The organism is Paenibacillus odorifer (assembly GCF_000758725.1).
GTDB lineage: Bacteria > Bacillota > Bacilli > Paenibacillales > Paenibacillaceae > Paenibacillus_AQ > Paenibacillus_AQ odorifer.
This window is the reverse complement of sequence record NZ_CP009428.1, coordinates 3141923-3164760: the sequence shown is the minus strand read 5'-3', so window position 1 is coordinate 3164760 and position 22838 is coordinate 3141923. Positions and strand designations below refer to the sequence as shown.

Sequence of the window (22838 nt, the reverse complement as noted above, 5' to 3'; positions counted from 1 at the left end):
AACCCCTCCTAATCAGTATTACTCCATTCTATAACGTATTAAGAAGATAACGCAGACTGATCTCCAAGCTTTCAAAAGGATCACGACGGCAAACATCCTGCTCCACTACGAACCATTCAACACCTGTTTCGCGACAAACATTGATAATTTCTTTATAGTTCATATTCCCTTCACCGATTTCAGCAAAGATCTGTTTTCTATTAACGATCGCCATATCTTTTAAATGAACTACCTGCATTCTGCCTGCAACTTTGCGTATCCATTCAGCCGGACTCCCTCCGCCTGCTTGAACCCAATATAAATCCAGCTCAAAACCAACGGCAGGATCAGACTCGGTGAGCAGAATTTCCATGCCAGTCATTCCATCAAAGCGTTCAAATTCAAAATCGTGATTATGATAAACAAATTGCAGATCATGTTGATCTTTTAAAGTAACTGCAATGTCCGACATCAGCTTTGCGAATTCACGGTAACCTTCTTGTCCCGTACGGAATATTTCCGGTAAACTTCCTAGTCCAATATTTTTGCAGTTCCACAGCTTATGTTCAGCGGCTAAAGCATCCAAATCGTTCGTTAGGCGATCCCATGACACATGGGTTGCACATATTGCCAGACCTGATTCATCCGCATACTCTTTTACGAGTTTCGGATCGATCGGCCCGATGGCTGAAATCTGAATAGCTTCATAACCCATAGCAGATACCTTTTGAAAAGTGGATCTTAAATCCTCCGCAGTTTTAGTAAAATCACGTAATGTGTACATTTGAGCAGCAATGGTTGAACGATTCATAGGATCTTTCCTCTCTGATTAGAATTTAATGAGTTCCCTTAACATCAAAGGTTTGGGCGACTGTGGTTTCTTTGTTGAAGTTAGAATTCTCTACCTTTTCCATGAGCTTCTCATAAAATAAATCTTCATCAATCGGTAACTCCACCCAATCGTCGGTCCAAGCCGATAAATACATTCCATTAGATAACGTTAGACCGTGAATACCTTCCTCACCCGGAGCTAACAATTTCTCATCGTGTAGAATGGCATTCGTAAAGTTCCGCAAAATTCCTTTATGCTGTTCACCGCCACCTTCTTCTACAGGAATCTCACATTTCCAACACTCTGGGCTGCCGAATCCTCCCGTAAACTCTGCATTGAATTGCGGCTCCGGCGTGCGTAGACGCCAAAAGGTTAGCTTCCCGTCTTCCACTACGATTTTTCCTTGATCGCCAGTAATTTCGAAACGGTTAGTTCCCGGTGCTTCACCTGTTGTGGTGATAAAAAGCCCTGTCGCACCATTTTCATATTCCACATAAGCGGTTACATCATCTTCAACCTCAATATTGCGGTATTTACCAAAATGACAAAATGCTCTGATCCGCTTAGGCATCATACCTGTCGTCCACTGCCATAAATCTAGTTGATGAGGATCTTGATTCAGCAGCACCCCACCACCTTCGCCTGCCCATGTAGCCCGCCAACCACCGGAATTATAGTAACTTTGTGATCTGTACCAGTTGGTGATGATCCAATTTGTGCGGCGGATTTCGCCTAGTTCACCAGACTTTATGAGATCCCTAAGCTTTTGATATAAAGGATTCGTCCGCTGGTTATACATGATTCCGAATTTGCGATCAGACTTTGCTGCAGCTTCGTTCATCTGCTTAACAGCTTTGGTATAGACCCCAGCCGGTTTCTCTACCAATACATGATAACCATATTGAAAAGCCTCGATAGCTAAAGTTGGATGATCATAATGTGGAGTACAGATTAATACTGCATCTATGAGATGAGACTCATATAACTCTTGGGGTGTTGCAAATTTCTGTACACTTTCCGGTAAATGCTCTTCTGCCCATTTCAAACGTTCTTCCCTTACATCACATACAGCTGCAAGCTCAGCATCTTTAATATGATTCAACAGACTTTGTGCATGTGCACTCCCCATATTCCCAATTCCAATAATGCCATACCGTACTTTATTCAATCAGATCACTTCCCTATTTGAGGTTATGTTATGAGAATATACTTAATTAATAGACATGAACATGATCGAAATTAAGCATTATTTGCATAATAATAAGATGATTTAGTTAAATAAATTCGTTATAATAAGGATAATCAAGTCATAGAGGAGCTAGATGATGAATAATCCAGGTAACCTTACCGGCAGATTCCTCCAGAATCTTACCGTAAAAGTGACCCATGCCCAACTTAGAAGCGGATATAGCGGGTGGAATCGTACGCTGGAAACCCCAACATTTAATCGACTGTATTTTATTGACCGCGGTGAGGGAAAAGTTATCATTAACGGTGTTACTTATTATCCGAGAGCAGGTCAGCTAATGATCATGCCCGCAGGAAGCACTCAAACTACAGAAACGTCAATGAATGATCCCTATACACGCTATTTCTGCCATTTTGATGCTGATATTGGGGAGTGGCCCTTATTCCATTCGGCAAACAAACTGTTTATCTGTGATGCGCCCGACCCAGATTCCGTACGGGTTATTTTCACAGAAATGATCGAACAGTTTCAAAAAGATGATGTATTGTCCATTCTGCGTACTCAGGCGAACGTCCTCAATCTAATTGCTACTTGCCTTGAATCGAACGAGAATATCAAAACAGACTTTATGCAAGAATTTATACATACGGGGGATCAAGGAAAGCTCGCCTATGTTCTTCAATATATTGATGAGCGGCTGGATAAACCCATAGAAATAGAAGAGTTAGCAGAAATTGTCCACTTACATCCGAACTATTTCATCCCCTACTTCAAGAAATTTATAGGGGTTCCCCCCATGCATTATGTACAATTGAAAAGAATGGAGCATGCTAAAAGACAGCTTTCTTATAGCAATTTCAGCATTTCAGATATCGCGGAGCAAGTAAGTATGGAATTAGCCCATTTCTCTAAATATTTCAAAAAGACAATAGGAATCTCCCCTTCTGCCTATCGTAACAGCACTAAGTAAATTTATTAGGGAATGTCCGGATCTATGTGTTGGAACAATTAGGGAACGACTACAAGAAATCGGAACCCATAAAGATCATGCTGTATATGTAGCTGAATCAGATCACCGATTGGTAGGATGGATACATGCGACCGTTCGAATTTTGCTTGAGTCTCCTTCATTTGTTGAAATCGGAGGTCTTGTTGTTGATCAGACTTGCCGCGGAGAAGGAATTGGCAGACAGCTTGTAGAAACCTGTGAACGATGGGCAATCCAAACAGGGATTAGTTCGTACTTGATAAGGAACTTTAATCACACTCAGGACTTTTAGGGAGGCTCAATGGTTATGCTAGAATTAACTTTGCATCCAACATTAGAAGGAAAAATCGCTGTGATTACCGGAGGAGCCGGTGTATTATGCCGGGTTATGGCGCTAGAGTTAGGTCGACAAGGAGCTAAAGTCGCGATTCTAAATCGTACCGCAGCTAAGGGAGATTTGGTTGCCGCTGAAATTACTGCCGCAGGCGGTCAAGCAATTTCACTCTCCTGTGATGTTACAGATCAACAGAGTGTTATGAAAGCCGCAGAAGCTGTTAAGAATCACTGGGGTCCTTGCGATCTATTAATTAACGGTGCTGGCGGAAATGATTCCTCAGCAAATACGACCCAAGAGATTTTCAAAAATGATGACCTGGAGAACCCGGACATATTCACTTTTTTTGACCTTAGTGTAGATGGATTTCGCAACGTGATGGACCTTAATCTGATTGGAACATTGATCCCAACCCAAGTTTTTGCCAAGCAGATGCTCGGCAGAACGGGCACATCTATAATTAATATTTCATCCATGAGCGCACCTTCTCCAATGACCAAAGTACCTGCCTACAGCGCTGCCAAAGCAGGAATTAATAATCTCACCCAGTGGCTCTCCGTTCATTTCGCTGAGTCTGGTATACGTGTGAATGCCATTGCCCCTGGCTTTTTCCTTACTAAACAAAATGAGAAGCTGTTGGTTCGTGAAGATGGCGAGCTTACAGACCGTTCCCAAAAAATCATCTCTCATACTCCAATGCGCCGCTTTGGACAGCCGGAGGATCTGCTTGGCACACTACTCTGGTTAGCAGATGAAGCAATGTCCAGCTTTGTGACCGGAGTTACCGTCCCCGTTGACGGTGGATTCTTGGCTTATTCGGGAGTATAGACTAATCTAATGAGGGATTAAAATGATTGTAGATCCATTACGCGTATTCGTTACTGTAGCTGAACTGAGTCATTTTTCCAAAGCAGGAGAAGCGCTGAATTTATCTCAACCCGGTGTCAGTCTGCATATCCGGAATCTTGAGAATGAGCTCGGTGCTAAACTCCTGCATCGTTCTTCTAAACAGGTTAGATTAACAGAAGCCGGTAGTATTCTTTATAAACACGCCAAACAAATATTGGCTCATTTCGATGAAGCAAGTCAGGAAATCCATATGCTTCAGGACGAAGTCACTGGGAGTATACATATCGGCGCTAGTTTTACTATTGGTGAATATATTTTGCCGGCAAGACTTGCTGATTTTGCCAATCAATATCCGCAGGTCAAGCTGCAAGTGACGATAGGCAATACTGAGGAGATTATTGGAGGCGTTAAATCCAACGAACTGGACATAGGGTTTATTGAAGGCGAGGTCCATGAGAATGATCTCAACGTCACTCCTTATATGAAAGACGAGATGATTATGGTCGCCCCTGCTACCCACCCTCTGTCAAAAGCGATTTCTGTGGAGCAGAGCATGTTGCAGGATCAGGTTTGGGTGCTTCGCGAGCATGGCTCGGGCACACGAGCTTTCAGCGATCATTTCCTACAGGAGGAAGATATTTCTGTTAAAAGATCCTATGTCTTCAACAGCTCTCAAGGTGTTAAAGAAGCTGTGGCCTCCGGTCTCGGAATCGCCATGCTCTCCAGATGGATTGTACGGAAGGAACTGGAAAGTGGTGAGATCAAGGAGCTGCCAATCAGGCAACATCATCTGGAAAGGCAATTCTCGATCATCCGACATCAAGAATGTTCTTCTTCCTTAGCTACCGATGTCTTTATAAAAAAGCTACTTGTCTTTAGAAAAGACAAATAGCTTTTTTTCTTCCACACTATGAAATTATACTTGATGTTCAACCAAATGCCCGTCTTCCAGATGCAGAACGCGGTCACACCATTCGAGCATCCGTTCATCATGAGTGACCATTACCGCTGCTTTCCCCTCACTCTTCACCTCATCAGCGATCATGCGTACAACTTCTCTTCCGCGTTTGAAGTCCAGACTGGCTGTCGGCTCATCTGCAAAGAGAATCGCTGGTTTATTCATCCATGCTCTAGCGATAGCTACACGCTGCTTCTCCCCACCGGATAGCTGCTCCGGATAGTGATTACGCCGTTTCCAGATATCCAATCGTTTCATCAAATCGGCAGCCCGTTCCTTCGCTTCCTTAGCACTCATTTTCCCCTGCTTAGCTACAAAAAGGAGTTGCTCCTCTACCTTCAAATAAGGCAATAGTTGAGCGCTTTGGAACATAAAGCCTATCTTCTCTAAACGGAGCTCTGTCAGCTCACTTTTACTTTTATCTGTAAGTGATTCTCCATCTATAAAAATCTCACCGCTAGTAGGTGTTAGAAGCGCACCAGCCGCTGAAAGGAATGTACTTTTCCCTGTTCCCGAAGGTCCAAGGACAGCAACGAATTCCCCTTCATTAACGATCAGATTCAAATTGTTCAGCACAGACACCGTTGTGTCGCCATCACCGTAGTTTTTGGTTACTTGCTTCATAATTAGTTTTGCACTCATGCTCCAGCCCTCCCAATAGCTTCTAATGCATCTACTTTTGCCACTTTAGCGACAGAAATTAGTGATCCTAAAAGAGACATCCCAACGAATAAACAGCTGGTTAAAAGAATGGTGGAAGGCTCCAGTTGGAATGGCATCGAATCTGGCAGGACCTTATTCATCCCAAAGGTAAGCAGTAAGCTAATGCAAAGACTTGATATAGCTAAAATCATGACCTGCCCTACCACGCTCCAAGCCAAGTAAGACATTTTAGTACCCATCGCCTTCAGAATACCAAACTGACTTGTTTTCTGAATCGTAATGACATAGAAGAATACCGCCAGAACAAACGCTGCGATCACAAACAGGAAAACAATCATCATTAGCAGTGAACCCTGCTCTGCCGAGTAGCCCGGAATATTGGATATAGCTACTTTTTGCGTAATGACCTCTACATCTTTTACATTCGTTGAAATCTTATCTACTTGATCAGCATTCGCATTCAGGGCAATCACATTAAACGGTACAGACGAAGAGGTTTCTTCTCCTTGGTTAACCCCCTGCTTCATAGCTTGCCAATCCTGATTGTTGATATAAACTACTGGGGTATGGCTGTATGAGCTATCCTCAACAAAACCTGCAACAGTAAATTCCATCCCGGTTGCCTGATCACGAATAATACTGCCAAGTTTGATTCCTGACTGTTCGAGGTCACGATCAACAAGGACTTTACCGTTTGTCTCATTAGTAATCTTGTCACCTTCAGCTACTTTAGGGGCTAATAACCCATTCATATCTACTGCAAAAAAAGTAATATCTGCTTTAACGTCTGCATCATTAGCAGTGACAGTGCTCATCTGCATTGCAAGTGAAGACGCATTATTGTCTCCAACTACTGAACGTACATTCTGGAGCTCCGTATCTGTTAACTGAGAACGTCTAAAGGTCTGATCCGCATCACCTTGTACTACAAAATAATTCGCCGGCATGTTCTCTACTGCAGAGATATTTGCATACGCTAATCCTCTGGCTAGTCCCGTGACGAAAAGTACAAGAAAGGAAACCAATAACATGATAACCATAATTAATAGGTATCTGGCTTTAGAATGTCGCATTTCCCTTAAGGCTAAAAACATATTACCACTCCTTCTAATCTGTATAGTCACAGTTTAGAAGATGAAAATGAACGGAGTATGAATAATGAATTACAAAAGCGGAAGTGTAACTGTAAAGGTAGTCCCTTCACCCAAAGTACTGGTTACTTCAATGGTTCCGTTATGCGCTTCTACGATTTTTTGAGAAATCGCAAGTCCAAGTCCGCTGCTATGTGTTTCATGCGTTCGTGCTCGATCTACTTTATAGAAACGATCAAAGATTAATGGTAACTCCTCGGCTGAAATGCCTTCACCAGTATCCGACACAGAAACAATACAGTTCTGTTCCACTAGCTTCGCGGAAATCATAATGGAACCTTCAGCAGGTGTGTATTTTATGGCGTTGGAGAGCAGGTTCATCCATACCTGGAACAATAGATTTGAATCACCTAGAACGCTGATGTCAGCAAGATTCAAACGCACGGCCAGTTGTTTCTCCGTTAATCTCCATTCCATGATTTGTACGACCTGTCTTAGTTGTGCACGCAAGTCTGTCGACTTTTTCTGTATGGAATTAGGATCATAATCAAGTGAAGACAAGGTAAGCAGCTGTTTGCTAAGCAATGAAAGACGATGGCTTTCTTGGTCAATAATATTGAGATACTGTAACCGTTCATCCTCAGGTAAGGTAGAATCTTTTAAAGCTTGGGCAAATCCCTGAATAGATGTTAATGGCGACTCAATTTCATGCGATACATTGGCCACAAATTCCTGTCGTGCCCGATTTGTTCGTTCCAGCTCCCGGCTCATAATCATAAAATGGGAAGCTAGCTGACCAATCTCATCACGCCGCCACGTATTCAATTTGATATCGTATCTGCCTTTTGAGATCCGTTTAGTGGCCGTCGTCAAACGTGTAATAGGTCTTACCACATGCAGTACGCTAATCATTACAAAGCCTAAGCTAAACAACACGGTGAACCCAATGATCACAGCAAAAAAGACGCGCAGCTCCCCGAACTGTACTTCAGCATCCGGCCGCATAAACAAAGCATACGTCTCATTGTTTACTTTTACAGGAACGCCAATTGAATTACGCAGTTGATTATCAAAAAATCCGGTAATAAATGCACTGTCCGGGAAATCCGCGACCCCATGATAAATTTGCCCATTCAGAACCTTCTCTAGTTGCTGCTCATCCAAATCTTCTTTTCTAAAGGGCTTACCGTAGAATCTTGATTCCCCTTCAGCATCAGTTAAATAGATTTTATAACCCAGCTTGGCTATACTCCGCAAATAATCCTCCATCGTTTCCGGATGTGATTCTGCGAATTGTTGAACCTCGATAGCCATTCCGGTAAGTTTGGCATCGTTCTGAGATTTAATCTGGGCTTGATAGTAAATATTAGACACCAAAAATCCAAGAAGGCTACTCACCACAATTACTGAACAGAAGACAATACACATCCGGACATACAAGGATCTCATACGTTAACCATCTCCAATTTATAGCCAATACCTCGAACTGTTCGGATCACAAAATCTTCCTGATAATCTACGAAGCGCTGACGCAAACGTTTGATATGTACATCGACTGTTCGCTCATCACCTTCATAATCCATGCCCCATACCAGTTCAATTAACTCACTACGTGTATATAACCTGCCTGGATATTGCGCCAATTGAGCCAGAAGCTCAAACTCTTTTACCGGCAGCAGCAGAACCTCATCACCATCGGTTATTTCATAATTTTTGCGATCAATAACTAGAGAATTTAATCGAATCCGATCATCTGAAGCAATGGAATAGCGGCGGAATAAAGCTTTGATCCGAAATAGCAACTCTTCAGGCTCAAAAGGCTTCGTTACATAATCATCCGTCCCCCGCAAATAACCTTGCTCTTTATCACTCAGCTGCTGGCGTGCTGTCAATAAAATGATCGGAATATCATACGTTTCTCTAATATGCTGACATAGCTCTAACCCATCTACATGTGGCATCATTACATCTACGACCGCTAAATCCGCAATACTGTCCTGCAATTTATGTATCGCATCTCGGCCATCACTGGCCTCCATCACCTGATATCCTTCCCTTGTTAGTACATGTTTTAATAATGTTCGAATATTCACATCGTCATCTGCTACTAAAATCTTCTTCATCATTTACACTCCCTGAATAATGGATGAACTCATAGTAACAACTTTATAACGATAGAACAACTAAAGTCAGATCAAACAAAAGGCTTGATACTCTCTCTAAGTGTGGTAACCGGCCGCTCCATCAGTCTCTCCAGATCTTTTGATGTAGAAGCAGTGTCTATCTTCGCAAGAAACGAATATATCCAATGTTGAACGCTTGAATCCTCGCGAAACGTAATTCTTTTCCCTGATAACTCTGATAATACATCAACTAATTCGTTAAAGTCCCAAACGCTAGGTGCGGCTAGTTCGTAGGTTTGGTTCTCATGTCCACTCGTTGTAAGAACCTTTGCCGTAGCTAAAGCGAGATCCTCACGAGTGACTGAGTTAAACTGCCAGTTCCCTGGATAAGTGGTTAGCTCGCCGCTTTCCATGGCTTCCTTCAACCCAAGCACACCCACAAAATCTATATACAAAGCGTTACGCAGAAACGTATAATCTATCCCTGATTCAAGAATCATCTGCTCAGTTAGTAAATGAACATGATAAGAAGGAATCGGACCTTTGGGGGGAAATGCAAATCCAGTATAAAGCAGATGTTTCACATCGGCTTTTTTTGCTGCATGAATGACCTGAGCATGCTGATTTAATCTGATCTTATCATCGGTATGAGAGCTGGAGATTAGAAGTAATGTTGTGACCCCTGTAAAAGCTTCAATCAGCGAATCCAACTGGTCATAATCGCCAAAACGGACTTCGAACCCTTTTTCTAAATAATTAGCAGCTTTCTCTCGCTGACGAACACACGCAATAACTTGACTAGCCGGAACATACTTCTCAAGGTTCTCCATAATTAAGCTGCCTAATTGGCCTGTGGCTCCTGTAACCATAATCGACATACATAACACCCTTTCTGTTATTCGAATGTACTCAGTTTTTGTAATAAAAAGATAAGTTGGTGCAGCTCCTGATCATTCAGATTCTGCATTCTCTCTGCGACAGCCTGACGATTCTCTGGAAGATGCTCTAAAAGTAATTGCTTGCCTTCACTTGTAATCGAAATGACGCTTTTTCTGCCATCCTTGGTATCATTCGAACGGGTTATTAATCCATCTCGTTCCAATGGTGTTAACAGCATGCTTATATTAGCTTTGGTAACTCCAATAATTTGAGCCAATGTAGAAGGTAAAATCGCACCTCCTTGTTTAGATATCTCCACCAAGATACGAATTCTTGCTCCGTTCAATCCTTTCGACTGCCAATATTTCTCAGAAACAGAAACTAAATTTGCAGTAGCTTCAACTAATGTAAAAAATGCTTTGGTATGCAATGGCTGATTCAGCACAAACTGTTGTAAATGATCCATAATCTATAATTCAGCTCCAATATAGTTAAGTCCTTAACTTTTTTCAAACATACTACAATCCCCATGCGTTGTCAAAAAAAAGAAGCTGCCTCACCTAGCAGAATAAATCTGCTGATGAAACAGCCTCTAAATATAAACTCACCTTAGATTAACACCGTTTTTGTGGAAACAGGCTCTTCACTGTATTTTTTAGAACCCTCCAGCATAACCTCTAGCTTAATGATCTCCGACCGGCTTGCTAAACGAATTGGGGGTCCCCATGTTCCATAACCTGACGACACGACTACATGCAAATTGTCCTTACGAAGATATCCCCAGTCCAGCTCGAACAAACGTTTAGTGATCCAGTGATTTGGAGCAATCTGTCCTCGGTGTGTATGACCAGAGAGTAGAACGTCTACCCCAGCTTGAGCGGCTACGTCGAAGCCTGTAGGCTGATGATCCATCATAATCACAGGACGTGTAAGATCAAGTCCTTCGAGCAAGGAGCTTACACTTTGTCTGCCACCGGCTTCCATCGCCTCGGCTGTCTTATCTTTTCGGCCTACAATATAGGTTCCTGCGACTTCTTCAACCTCATCTTGCAGGACCTTGATCCCAATACTACTCATCAAATCGGTATATTCCTTAATTGATCCACCATAATATTCGTGATTGCCCAGTACTGCGTAGACACCATAACGAGCTTTTAACTGTTTAATCTGTTCACTCATACTATTGCGGATAAAAGGTTCAATGCTGTCATCCAAGACATCTCCAGCCAGCAAAATCACATCGGGTTGCATAGCGTTCATTTGTGAAACCATTTTTTTGAGATGACGATTGCCCACGATATTCCCTAAGTGCAGGTCTGAAGCAACCGCGATCGTTAATGGCGTGCTGGTGCCAATAGATTTATCAATAGGAATGGAATGTGTGCGGATCACGGTACTCCAGGCGTTGATTGAACCCCAGACCAGAAAAACTGCCAGTAATATCAGAATTGTCCCGCCCGCTTCTGCGATGTAATAGGTACGATCGATTCCCGACCATCCCAGTATCACATATAATAGGTCTGCCAAAGGTAACGTAATGATAGCAAATTCCATACAGGCTAGATAATACGATCCAATCACTTTAAAGAATCTGGCGATCGGTTTAACCGATTTTGGCCATGGAATCATTCCAATGACATACGCAAAAGCGATGAGTATAAATAATGTCCAGAATACTGCTGACGAAACACCTGAAAACCATTCATGAATAAGTAACCAGCCGTGATAGCCAATGTAGAAATTAACAAGACCCAGAATGAGCAGCATAGCAAATCCTGAAGCTAACATTCGTAATGTTTTCATCGTTTCTCTCCCCTTTACCTTACTACTTCTCTACTTCTTATCTCAAATCATAACACAAACCGTTAACCCAGTATAAACTGTAATGCGGTGTTCGGAAAACATCGGAACTAAAAAAAGAAAATGCCCTTCGGCATCTCCTTTGGAGGTTTATCTTATATCGCTTTATCACGTGTGGCCATACATTGACCAATCAGCTTATCGCATTTATTGATGTGATTTATCAGCCAGTCTGTTAACGTTCGATTAAGCTTGATGGTTGAGAGTACGGATACTCCCTTTGTTTTGACCGTTTCTTCCAATTCGAGAACAGCCTTCACGAAATCAGCATGTGTCTGACGATGTTCAGCTAGTTCAGGGAAGTTGATCTCCTCCATCAGCTGCTCTTCATTACTGAAATGTTCAATCGTGTATTCTTTTAAGAATTTCAGCGTTTCCTCGATCTTTTCTTTCCCTTGCTGATTACTGCATGCTTCAAAGAACTCGTTCAATTTCGCTAACAACTGTCTGTGCTGGCAGTCAATTTTTTCTACACCGATATCATATGAATCTTTCCAAGCGATCATGAAATCACCATTCCGTTTCTTGAAAATTACATTTCAATTTTATTTTCCACCTTTCTCCACAAAAGAACTATTAACAACATCACAGGCGTCTATATTCAACCTTTAGCTGTACATATAGCACCTACTGATTTGGTACCTATTTAATAATCTCTACTTCATCACGGGTTCGATATGTACAAGTACATTGGAAACTTGGTGCCGGTCTTTTAACTGTTCTTCAATTTCTTCCGTAATATCATGGCTCTGCACCACACTTAGCTGAGAATCCACTAGTACAGTTGTGTCTACTAATACGTTATTCCCATGGATACGGGCTTTGATATCTTTTATGGATTGTACGCCATCAATTTCTGCCACAGTTTCTTTCATCTGTTCAAGCTCTTCCGCATCAAATCCGTCCGTTAGATCATGCGTAGCCTTGCTAAAGATATCCCATGCCGTCTTACAGATGATTAGTCCGACAATGATAGCTGTAAGCGGGTCAAGCCAAGGAACGCCTAAGGAGGAAGCCACAATTCCGATAAAAGCGCCCACGCTAACTATAGCATCTGATCGATTATCCAGTGCTACTGCCCGCATTGCGTTACTGTTAATGGCGCGGGCCAGCCTAATATTATACATATAGACAGCCATCATAACTACAGCACACCCCACTGCCGTCCACGCCGCTATAAGATCAGGACTTTCCAGTGCTGGTTGAATAAACTTGTTCACAGCTTGATACAAAACTTGAAGCCCTACCGCAATCATAATGAATGAAGCAATTAATGAAGCCACGGTCTCCGCTCTAAAATGCCCGTAGCTGTGGTTCGAATCCGGCGGTCTTCTGGAAATCTTCAGGCCAATTAGTACCGCGATAGAAGCAATAATATCGGTACTGTTATTCAATCCATCTGCAAGCAACGCTTGAGATCCTGAGACTGTACCTATGAACAGCTTGATAGCTGATAAAAAGATATAAGCAACGATGCTTAGCCAAGCTCCTTTTTCGCCTTGTTTAATGTCGTTATAAGTTTCCAAAAAAAGAACCCCCAAAGAATAGTATTGTTCTATACTACACTTTGAGATTCGGGTGGGTCTAGAGAAACAGTGTTGCTACGGGGCGTAATAGTTCCCTCTGTCAAATAGAGTTGCAAGGTCGTAACTGTTTTGCAGAACGTAACATAGTTTGCCCCCGTTCAACTTTGCTTCCATTCTTCTGGAATAGTAACTTTTTGCTATTTTTATTGTCTAATTATAGTAATGACAAATTTAAAGGAGCGTGGAGTGATGATTCAGTCTTTGCCGAAGAAAATTGTTACGTGTTTAGCTATAGGGAGTATTTTAATTCCAGTAACAAACAGTGGATCAACGTCAGTCATTTCCGCAGAAAAAGCAGTTGTAAGCCTAAGTAACACTTATTACAGTGAAGTCACAGCCCCGATCCTAAAACCTGTTTGGTCAGCACAACTCGCCATTTTAAAAAAAGACAGAATCACCGGACAGGACATTACAGCACTCGCGGAAAACGGGAAGATCTTTGCGTTGCAGCGCAATGAAAAATTAACCGCAATGAATGCGGCAACAGGCAAAAAATTATGGGAGTTCGGAAGTGGATTAGCGCCGCTATTCACATACAATAATGGATTTATCTACGGTCTGACCCAAAGCGGCTCCCTATATGCCGTTAGTGAGGCAGGTAAAAAAGCATGGTCGGCTTCCATAACACTCCCCAAAGCTACAAATATACAGCGTTTAGGATCTACTATTTATGTTACACAAGAGGAACAATTAGCAGCAGTTGACGCCGTAACCGGAAAGATCAAATGGAAGGCTGTAGAAAAAAGTAATAACTTTACAGGCTTATCAGATCTCATGGAAACAGATGGGGTCGTTATTCGCAGCTATCTGTCTCAAGGGGCCTTAACAACTGCTGGACTAGCCGCCTATGACAGTCTGACAGGAAAAAAACTATGGGACCAGACCCGGCAATGGATGCCGTTAGCAGTGAAGGATGGACTTCTCTACTCCATTACGAATACATTTATGATGGATGATGACCCGGTAAATCGTAAAGTCAAAGTATCCGTGTTCAACATAAAGACGGGAGAATTAAAAGGAGAACGTTTATATAAATGGACAGATACCGAGAATAAGGATGGTGTGTACACTTATAATGGGATGAATGGAAACGCGTTTTTGGATGGAAAAGACTTTTATATCTTTCAGGGTAGTAAGTTTGTGAAATATGATTTCTGGAATTATTCTGCAGAGGGTAAACCGGTGCAAACCTGGACCTCGATGGTTAAAGAAAAAGACTCTCCACTGAACCAAGTTTATCAACAAAGAATGTTATTTCAAAATCAAGATAAAGGTACTTTATCCGCACTTAAGCTAGGAACTGGACAGCTTGTCGACCTCAATATTGGAGAGAATCCAGTGGTACAGACGGATCTGTTCGGAAACGTGGTTTATAGTGGACAATCTGATGGCCTATTTCACGCTTATGACATGTTAACTCTGAAGCCTATTTTCACTGTGAACACAGGCTCTCGTAACTTTGCCCCTTCCCTTAAAACTGGAGGGATGCTGATGATTCGAACGGATAATAAGCTGCTCGCCATTAAACTTCCTGCATCTATAAAATAAAAAAGCCTGATTTCTCAGGCTTTTGGGCTTCAATAACTTATTCAGCCGGAGCTGTAAAAGTACGTGCAGCAAACTCGGCATCCAGCATGTAGAAGGCGTTGCTATCTTTATCAATTCGTTTCAGTTTACTGATGATGTTGCTAAAGAGTGCTTCTTCTTCTACTTGCTCGTCTATAAACCATTTCAAGAAATAAATCGTCGCATGTTCACGCTCATCCAGAGCAAGATCAGCCAAATGATAGAACCGTTTAGTGTTCTGTTGTTCATGCGCGAAGGCATGTTCAAAAGCATCTAACATCGAGTTATATTCGTTCTTCGGCTCTGGTAGTGCTTCTAGCGTAGCACGGTTATCCCGATCGTTAAGGAACTTATAAATCTTCATGGCATGGAACCGTTCTTCTTCGGCTTGAATTAGAAAAAAGTTTGCAAATCCATCCAGACTTTCGCCGGAACAATAAGCAGCCATCGCTAGATAAACATGAGCGGAATAAAACTCGAAATTCATCTGTTCATTAAGTGCTTGTACTAATCCATCTTTCATTGGACCGTCACCTCATTATTCAAATTTAATATGTAAATATTTAAGTTTATCTTATCACCGTGCTTCTAAGTCAGCAAGGATTCCTCTCCCAATATCTAATTTAGCTAACGAAAGGACGACTATTCAGATGATTAGATTGACCCGTCACAGCCTAAAGCCTAAGATTTCCGGTACACTCTTCATTATTGCAGCTATGGTGTCACTGTTCCTCATAGCTGGCTGTTCCAATAGCAGCAATAATTCACAATCTGAAGCTACCGCTACACCGACCTCCCAATCCACACCTTCACCAACCGCTAGCTTGGCTCCCACCCCCTCAGCAATCAGCGATCCAATTGCTCTTCAGGTTGCTGGGATGACTTTGGAAGAAAAAATCGGACAAATGCTCCTAGTTGGAATTGATGGAACTGTCCTTGATGAGCAAGCTAAAAAGATGATTACCGAAGACAAAATCGGTGGAATCATCCTCTATAAGGACAATATTAAAAGCCTGAAAGGGATGATCAGTCTTATCAATTCTATGAAAAAGAGTAACACTGGCAACCCTGCCCCACTATTCATGAGTGTGGATCAAGAGGGTGGAAAAGTCAGCCGGATGCCTAAAGAATATGCTACATTCCCTTCTAACGGAACAGTGGGTGCAAGTAATGACGCTGCTGCTGCCGAGAAAATGGGAAAGCTGCTCGCAAGAGAAGTACGTTCAGCCGGATTTAATATGAACTTTGCTCCCGTTCTCGATATCAATAGCAATCCAGATAATCCAGTCATCGGAGATCGTTCGTTCGGTAATGCTGCTGGCCAAGTCATTCAACTAGGGATTGCCGAAATGAAGGGAATTGAGAGTGAAGGCGTCGTTCCTGTTGTCAAACATTTCCCAGGACACGGAGATACCTCTGTCGACTCCCATCTGGCTCTGCCGATTGTGAATAAAACAGCCGGTCAGCTAGCCGAATTAGAATGGCTCCCCTTCCAAGCAGCCATTAAAGAGGGGACGGACGCCGTAATGGTCGCTCATATTTTGTTTCCAAAATTAGATCCAGACAAACCTGCATCCTTATCGCGTACCATTATTGGTGAACAGCTTCGAGATGAAATGGGCTACCAAGGAATCGTAATTACAGATGATCTAACCATGGGAGCCATCATGAAGAACTACGATCTGGCTGCTGCAGCTGTAGATACTGTGAATGCAGGTAGTGATATTCTCCTTGTCGCTCATGGCTATGATAATGAAAAACGGGTCATGGACTCCCTCCTGCAAAACGTAAAAAACGGTAAGATTCAAGAAACACGGATTGATGAAAGCGTCTATCGGATCTTAGCCTTAAAAGCCAAATATAACCTTTCCGATGAGCAAATCCCGGTTCCTGATCTTACCGATCTTAATAAAGATATTAACGTTTGGCGTCAAACGATTGAGAAGTAAATCAAGCGTTAGTCATTTTTACTGAAGAACAACAACATCTCCAACCTTCAACCCAGAGAGAACCTCTGTTTTGTCCGTTGTTTCCAGACCCACTTCGATATCTTTTCGTTCATATTGCCCGTCCCCTTTATCCAGCATAACGTAGGAGAGGTCTCCTTCATGCATTACAGCTATGCTGGATACAACGGTGGCATTTTCTTTGCGAACTGTTTCAATTTCTCCGTTTAAGCTTAAGCCACCGATCAAATGCTCGTCAGGCTGCAGCGTGATCACCACTTCGAATTGAGGAACTGAACTGGTAGTGGCATTCTGACCTGAAGCAGTCTTTGCAAATTTCGCTACCTTCGTAACTTCTCCAGATAACTTCAAATCTTTTATAGCTGTCATTTTTACGTCGACCTTCATGCCTGTCTTTATACGGAAGACGTCTTGTTCACCTACAAGAGCAATGAATTCAAGCTTGTTCATATCTACTATTTTTCCGATATATTGATTATCTGTCACTGTTTGCGGAATTTCGCTTGCACTGTCAAATAAGAAAATGCCGGTTGCCGGAGCATAATAAAGTGCTGTTTTGAGTTTGGCTTTTTTCTCTGTTAATTCGCGTGCCTGTATTTCGGCATTGACCTGATTAAGCTCGTCCCCTAGCCGTGTTGCTTCTTGGGCTGTGAGTGCTTTAATCCGTTCTGCTTCAGTCGCACCAAGGGCTGCATTCTCCTCATCTTGCTGGCTCACAAATTCATTCAGCTCTGCTTCCAGCTTTGCTTTTCGGATAGTCGCCTCTTGTGTAGCAATCTCATTCTTTAAGGCTTCCTGATCGAGAGTAAACAGTAAATCGCCTTTTTTGACTTGTCCACCGTTCTCAACCTTCCACTTTGTCACCTTTGAAGCATATGGAGCATAAACAAGCGTTTCTTTCTCATAATTAGAATTACCTTTAACCTGTATGGAATTGGTAATGGTCTCCTGTGTGACCTCAAAAGTTATTGCTTGTGGGGGTTCAACAGGCTCTAACTGCGCTTCAGGCTTATACATCTTATTGTATAGAAAATAACCTGCTGCAATTATAATCAGTACCAATACTATCCACTTGATTCTCCTCTTCATCACTTTGGCTTCCTTTCAACTTAAAAATAGCTAATCCCGTTTAATCGCCGTGAGTGCATTCGTTCTGGATGCACTGATCGCCGGATAAATACCTGATAATACCCCTGTCATTACCGCAAATGCGATCCCTACCGGGAGAGTCATCAGAGGAATATAAATCACCAAAGGCTCGCCTCCACCCATTCCTGAAGAGGTACCGATGAGCTTATTAATTCCTAATACAATCAAGTATGAAAAGACTATACCAAGCAATCCGCCCAACATCCCGAGCAATGCCGCTTCTGTAATGAACATATTGCGGATCTGGCCCATATTGGCGCCCAGCACTTTCATGATACCGATCTGCCGCCGTCGTTGATGAGTGGACATAGTCATCGCAACGATAATGGAGATCGAAGCAATAATTAGAATAAATACACCTACACCGAGAGCCGCTTTCTTGACCATGCTGAAGGTATCAGCGAGTGCCTCTTTTTGATACAAATTCGTGCTTGTCGTTAGTGTAAGTTTCTGAATAAGCTTCTCTAGTTCCACGATATTCTCAGTGCTGTCTACCTTTACAATCGCTGAGTTATAGACACCCTTTTGCCCAGCGGTTCCACTCGATAGCTTCATTTGTTCTACAAGCCGCTCGCCAGTCTCTAGTGACACATAGATCTTCTTGTCGTACATAGCCATATTCTCGTTCGTTCCACTCGGGTTGTCGAGGATCCCCACCACTTGAATCGGTGAGCTAACTAACATCCCTCCGGTTTGAGAGGCGGGATCAAAAGATTGTAATTGAACCTGTTGCTTGTACATATCTGTTGGAAGCATACTTAAGCTGTTGTACTGTTCCATCAACTTATTGTTATATGGATCTGTACTCAGTTGTTCAAAAAGCCGCTGCCGAGTTTCGTTATCAATCAGTCCAACGGTTGCACCATAGTTCAGTACAGCCATTCCCACTAAATCAGAAGCCCCGCCTTGTTTGAATTTCTTATCATATTTCGTTAACAGGCGTAGATCGGTTCCAATAAGCTGTACATCTGTTATTTTATTATCGATAGTCAACATCTGTATGTACCCTAGCTCTTGAAAGGGAGCTGCTGCAGTTACATGCCGCAAGCCTTTAATAATCTCCAGCTTTTGCGCCGTCAGCCTGCCGGGATCAAGCTTTTCATTGGCCGCAGACGATCCGCTGCCACCGCTGCCTCCTCCTTGGGAGGGTATACCTCCGTTGGGCGACACCGTAATTTCATCCATTTTGAAATTGCGGTTGATTTCCCGCTCCGTGTAGCTCTGTGCGGAGTCTCCTATACTTAATGCAACTATGATTGCAGCACATCCAATGGATATGCCAGCCATACAAAGACCTGTGACAACTTTCCGCCGTTTGACCTGTTCCCAAGCCAAGCGGGAAATATCACTAATCCTCAATGAGTATACCCCCTTCGAGTTCAGTATCCGAAGAAGTTTGGTTTTCAGTAATCATATATCCGTCACGAAGCGTGAATATCCGCTGCATTTGCTCCGCGACTTTTAGCTCGTGAGTTACAACTATGAAGGTGGTCTTCATCTTCTTGTTCAGGTTAAGCAGGATATTGATAATTTCTTCTTCTGTCTTCGAATCTAGGTTTCCGGTTGGTTCATCTGCAAAAATAACAGACGGTTCCGTAATTAAGGAGCGCGCAATACTGACACGCTGCTGCTGTCCGCCAGACAGCTGGGAAGGGAACAAGTCGGCTTTATCAGGAATGCCGACCCCTTCCAACAATTCTAAAGCTTTTTGTTTACGTATAGAGGGTGCAACGGATTGAAAAACCAGCGGCAGCTCTACATTTTCACGGACTGTCATGCTAGTAATCAGCTCATACGCTTGAAAGATAAACCCGATATTTTTTCTGCGAAATTCCGATAGCTTATTCTCACTCATCTTCACGATATCTTGATCGGCAATATAAATATGGCCTTCAGTAGGTTTCATTAGTCCTGCCATCAGATTCAGCATCGTTGACTTACCGGAACCCGAGCTCCCTAGCAGTGCTACCATCTCCCCCTCTTTCACAGAAAAGTCAATTTGATGAAGCACTGCTGTAGTATCATTACCGTTTTTATAAGAATGCGTTACATTTTCCACTCGCAACATTGGAGCTGCTCCTCTTCGTACAATAATAGATATGAAATGCTATTTCTCAGTTACAACTGCTCTATCAATCTTGATGTTATAAGCTTGACTAGCCAGCTCGATCCGTTCGCCTTGGAATTCATCGTACAGCGTGATCCGGTAGGTACCTCCTGACAAATTCTTATACATATTATTGCTAAAGCTTGCTGTATACGAGTTGTTGGTCCCTTCAAGAATATCAGTACCGATGTTCAAGCTTCGTTCCTGAGAAAGACCATATGGGTCCGTCATTTTCAGGACCAGTTTATGCGTGAAGGTACCCATATCATAGCTGCTATCACGAAGAAGATTGTAATTCATAACTATATTTATAGAGTCACTGCCTTGCAATGAGCGCCCTTCTGAACTTAGAACGGACATGGTATACGGATAAATTGCCACCTTCGTCAAGTTTTTCTCTGGTGGAGTGGTAACCGGATTTAATGACAGTGAAGCCATATTAATAAATCCAGTGGATTCCTGACCCGGTTCCGTCAGCTTATTCCCAGTAATCCCTGGCCCTAGGAACAGGCTAACATCAGAAGTATTAACGGCCTTCGGAACCTTCGCCCAGAAGGTGATTAATTGCTTACCGCCCGGAGTAGCAGAAGTATCTGGTTGATTGGCTGTAGCTTCGAATAGCTGACCGTCTCCCGTTTTGTAATAAGCTTGGAGGCGAGCCATTTTGCTTTGTCTTTTCTCTTCACTGCTCAAAAGGAGCTCTGTGTATACGAGATTGGAGTTAAGTCCTTCATAAATAATGGTTTTGTTCTCTTGCACTTTAGCGTTCTTACCTTTACCAGAGATAACATAACTTCCTCCAGTTTCAATAGAAGCTACAGCGTTCATCATGCTGTTAGTAGTAACTGATAAGAACGAGCTCTTCTCTTCTTTTACCATAGAATAAAGATTTAATTTTAGTTTATCGAACTCTTGTGTATAAGGAATTTTGGCAAACACATAGATTTCAGCGTTTTTACCTGGTCCAATCGTTGAAGTTTCCTTATCCATAAACAGTTCCGTTGAAGATGACATGTCCTCATTGTCTACCTGAACAGCTCCCTTTAATTCCGGCAGAGACAAGGCAACCGATTGGGTATTCGTAATATTTAATCTGGCAACTACGATATCGTCGTCTTTCCATGGAAAACGCTGTAAGGAAACTAAACTGTAAGTAAACGTCCCATATTCATTTGTAGCTCTATATTCGAGCCCTTTCTGTATCTCTGGACGCAAGGTATAGGAGATTGTAAAGTAAGCAACCGGAACAGTTAGTTTAGCAGTGTTGCCCGTAACGACATTGGTTCCACCAGTGCTTCCAGTTCCTGCTCCGTCTCCGGTAGTTCCCGTCTCACTATTATCTGGAGCAGAAACAGCCTCAATCATCTGCAATTGCAGTGAATTCTGTTCTACTTCAAGGGGGACTTGTGCGGTAAGCGGGATGATTTTTTCCTCCAGAGGTTTTATGGTTAATCCGCTCAAGCCCTTAGAATTGATCGGAAAGGTTGTCCCAGTTGAGGATTTGACGGCAAGCTCATAAGAAGGTAACGTAACGGCTGTCTTCCCTGTATTCTTCACTCGCAGCTGAAAAGTCCAGAATCCCTTATTGTTCTCTGCGTATACGGTTGCGTTATTTAATTGTGTTTCAATCGTATTGTTATTGATGGTAATTTTCTTGATTACACCTTTGCCAACTACCAAATTTGGTGTTGTAGCCGCAGGCAGCTTGTACGAAGATTTGGCAATCTCCAGCTTCAGCGCCTCATCCTTTTGGGTGAATTGCAGTTTCATATTATCCGTCTTCATATACGAAGGAATTTCTGTAAGATAATAAATGGTCTTTTTCTCTTGTGGCTGAATTTTATAACTAAGCTGAGAACGGTCAAGGGCTAATTCATACGAGCTTCCCCCTGCCGAGACCAAATATGCTGCGTAACCAGGATCACTTAATACTTTGCTGCCTTTATTGGTCAAGCTTATGCCCACCTTGGCATAAACCTTTCCGCTGTATTTGTAGAGCTCCAAGGATTCGCTTTTAGCAACAACCGGAATGTCATTCATTGTAGTGCTTACAGTTTTACCGTTTACAGCGGTTGGCGAATAGTTGGCGGGTATATTAAAAGTTCCTACTTGCTTGAGATACCCCTTGGTTTTGGAATCCCAAACGTACATTGGAATCTTGATACCTTTTAACGAATTTACCTGGCCGACATTAACATAATATGTAACGCGCAAGCTTTCATTAGAACCCACTTTTTTCTTAGTAGAGTCAGCACTTAGTGGATTCCCTGGAATGACAGAGCCGCCAGAGGTCATAACTCTCGAAAAATAATACAATAGGCTAGCACTTTTGTTGCTGCCATTCGAATAGTTAATTGTATAAGTTAAAATATTGCCTCCAGGTTGTGACCAAATATTCACATCTTCCAGTGTAGCTTTGATATTAGCTCCTAAAGAAACGGAACCCAGATTACTAGGAGCTGCTACAGTTGCAGCAGCTACCGCAGATTTTGGCTGAACAGAACTAACTGATGCAGCCGAAGCGGTATGCCCTGTCAACTGGCTTATGACAAAGGTGCTTAAGAGTAAAACAACATATGTACTGCTATGCTTTCTCATTGACTTCCCTCCACGAGTATTTTACTAGAATTATTATAGTGGTTAGAGCAGATCCAATTGTATCCATGTTGTAACACTTACAGGCCTTTTGTAACCTATTTGTTCCAATTTGCATATATT

22 protein-coding genes are annotated in these 22838 nt (G+C 42.5%); 6 read left to right on the top strand and 16 right to left on the bottom strand.

The genetic code is table 11. From position 1 onward, the window contains the following. Positions 1-28: 28 nt before the first annotated feature. Positions 29-790, bottom strand: coding sequence for a sugar phosphate isomerase/epimerase family protein (locus PODO_RS13750; protein WP_038570765.1), 762 nt, complete (start codon positions 788-790; stop codon positions 29-31). A gap of 25 nt (positions 791-815) precedes the next feature. After that, on the bottom strand, positions 816-1979 hold the full coding sequence (locus tag PODO_RS13745) for a Gfo/Idh/MocA family protein (RefSeq protein ID WP_036678183.1): 1164 nt from the start codon (positions 1977-1979) through the stop codon (positions 816-818). Positions 1980-2133: 154 nt separating this feature from the next. Here PODO_RS13745 and PODO_RS13740 point away from each other — a divergent pair, with 154 nt between their 5' ends. From PODO_RS13740 to PODO_RS13730, 4 genes are read left to right on the top strand one after another with little or no spacing between them, the layout of a single operon-like run. Beyond that, complete coding sequence (locus PODO_RS13740; protein WP_305953517.1) at positions 2134-2970, top strand: AraC family transcriptional regulator; 837 nt, start codon at positions 2134-2136, stop codon at positions 2968-2970. Next, a complete protein-coding gene (locus tag PODO_RS30555) occupies positions 2945-3280 on the top strand; it encodes a GNAT family N-acetyltransferase (RefSeq protein ID WP_080742489.1) in 336 nt (111 codons plus the stop codon). The genes PODO_RS13740 and PODO_RS30555 overlap by 26 nt, the downstream gene beginning before the upstream one ends. A 15-nt stretch (positions 3281-3295) precedes the next feature. Beyond that, complete coding sequence (locus PODO_RS13735) at positions 3296-4150, top strand: SDR family oxidoreductase (RefSeq protein ID WP_036678188.1); 855 nt, start codon at positions 3296-3298, stop codon at positions 4148-4150. 22 nt (positions 4151-4172) lie between these two features. Further along, positions 4173-5063 (top strand): LysR family transcriptional regulator, encoded by an 891-nt coding sequence (locus tag PODO_RS13730; RefSeq protein WP_036678189.1) that lies wholly within the window; start codon positions 4173-4175, stop codon positions 5061-5063. Between the two features lie 24 nt (positions 5064-5087). On the opposite strand, the gene PODO_RS13725 is transcribed toward PODO_RS13730, so the two are convergent. The 9 genes from PODO_RS13725 to PODO_RS13685 form a co-directional block, all read right to left on the bottom strand. Further along, positions 5088-5771, bottom strand: a complete 684-nt coding sequence (locus PODO_RS13725; RefSeq protein ID WP_036678191.1) for an ABC transporter ATP-binding protein — start codon at positions 5769-5771, stop codon at positions 5088-5090. After that, positions 5768-6865, bottom strand: coding sequence for an ABC transporter permease (locus tag PODO_RS13720; protein WP_244886480.1), 1098 nt, complete (start codon positions 6863-6865; stop codon positions 5768-5770). The genes PODO_RS13725 and PODO_RS13720 overlap by 4 nt, the downstream gene beginning before the upstream one ends. 90 nt (positions 6866-6955) lie before the next feature. Beyond that, positions 6956-8332: a sensor histidine kinase gene (locus tag PODO_RS13715; RefSeq protein ID WP_036678196.1), complete on the bottom strand. Its 1377-nt coding sequence runs from the start codon at positions 8330-8332 to the stop codon at positions 6956-6958. Further along, positions 8329-9006, bottom strand: coding sequence for a response regulator transcription factor (locus PODO_RS13710; RefSeq protein ID WP_036678199.1), 678 nt, complete (start codon positions 9004-9006; stop codon positions 8329-8331). Before PODO_RS13710 ends, PODO_RS13715 begins: the two co-directional genes overlap by 4 nt. Before the next feature lie 71 nt (positions 9007-9077). Next, positions 9078-9884 (bottom strand): NmrA family NAD(P)-binding protein, encoded by an 807-nt coding sequence (locus PODO_RS13705; RefSeq protein WP_038570761.1) that lies wholly within the window; start codon positions 9882-9884, stop codon positions 9078-9080. Between the two features lie 17 nt (positions 9885-9901). Then, positions 9902-10351: a MarR family winged helix-turn-helix transcriptional regulator gene (locus PODO_RS13700; RefSeq protein ID WP_425311682.1), complete on the bottom strand. Its 450-nt coding sequence runs from the start codon at positions 10349-10351 to the stop codon at positions 9902-9904. 143 nt (positions 10352-10494) lie between these two features. Continuing rightward, the gene (locus tag PODO_RS13695) at positions 10495-11688 is read right to left on the bottom strand and encodes a metallophosphoesterase (protein ID WP_038570755.1); all 1194 of its coding nucleotides are present in this window, start codon (positions 11686-11688) and stop codon (positions 10495-10497) included. Between the two features lie 152 nt (positions 11689-11840). Continuing rightward, positions 11841-12251, bottom strand: a complete 411-nt coding sequence (locus PODO_RS13690; RefSeq protein WP_051491008.1) for a bacteriohemerythrin — start codon at positions 12249-12251, stop codon at positions 11841-11843. A gap of 150 nt (positions 12252-12401) precedes the next feature. Beyond that, positions 12402-13271 (bottom strand): cation diffusion facilitator family transporter, encoded by an 870-nt coding sequence (locus PODO_RS13685; protein ID WP_036678210.1) that lies wholly within the window; start codon positions 13269-13271, stop codon positions 12402-12404. A 222-nt stretch (positions 13272-13493) separates the two neighbouring features. Here PODO_RS13685 and PODO_RS13680 point away from each other — a divergent pair, with 222 nt between their 5' ends. After that, positions 13494-14879 (top strand): PQQ-binding-like beta-propeller repeat protein, encoded by a 1386-nt coding sequence (locus tag PODO_RS13680; protein WP_244886479.1) that lies wholly within the window; start codon positions 13494-13496, stop codon positions 14877-14879. Between the two features lie 37 nt (positions 14880-14916). Here PODO_RS13680 and PODO_RS13675 read toward each other — a convergent pair whose 3' ends face one another. Further along, a complete protein-coding gene (locus PODO_RS13675) occupies positions 14917-15420 on the bottom strand; it encodes a ferritin (protein WP_036678216.1) in 504 nt (167 codons plus the stop codon). A 127-nt stretch (positions 15421-15547) separates the two neighbouring features. On the opposite strand from PODO_RS13675, the gene nagZ reads away from it, so the two are divergent. After that, positions 15548-16846 carry a beta-N-acetylhexosaminidase gene (gene nagZ / locus PODO_RS13670; protein WP_052097014.1) on the top strand — a complete coding sequence of 433 codons (1299 nt, stop codon included), beginning with the start codon at positions 15548-15550 and terminating at the stop codon, positions 16844-16846. Positions 16847-16864: 18 nt separating this feature from the next. Here the strand turns inward: nagZ and PODO_RS13665 are convergent, their stop codons facing one another. From PODO_RS13665 to PODO_RS13650, 4 genes are read right to left on the bottom strand one after another with little or no spacing between them, the layout of a single operon-like run. Next, the gene (locus tag PODO_RS13665; RefSeq protein WP_038570750.1) at positions 16865-17953 is read right to left on the bottom strand and encodes an efflux RND transporter periplasmic adaptor subunit; all 1089 of its coding nucleotides are present in this window, start codon (positions 17951-17953) and stop codon (positions 16865-16867) included. Positions 17954-17983: 30 nt separating this feature from the next. Beyond that, positions 17984-19372, bottom strand: coding sequence for an ABC transporter permease (locus PODO_RS13660; RefSeq protein WP_170914247.1), 1389 nt, complete (start codon positions 19370-19372; stop codon positions 17984-17986). After that, positions 19362-20081, bottom strand: coding sequence for an ABC transporter ATP-binding protein (locus tag PODO_RS13655; RefSeq protein WP_038570747.1), 720 nt, complete (start codon positions 20079-20081; stop codon positions 19362-19364). The genes PODO_RS13660 and PODO_RS13655 overlap by 11 nt, the downstream gene beginning before the upstream one ends. 39 nt (positions 20082-20120) lie before the next feature. Continuing rightward, a complete protein-coding gene (locus tag PODO_RS13650; RefSeq protein WP_051491010.1) occupies positions 20121-22718 on the bottom strand; it encodes a hypothetical protein in 2598 nt (865 codons plus the stop codon). Between the last annotated feature and the right edge of the window lie 120 nt (positions 22719-22838).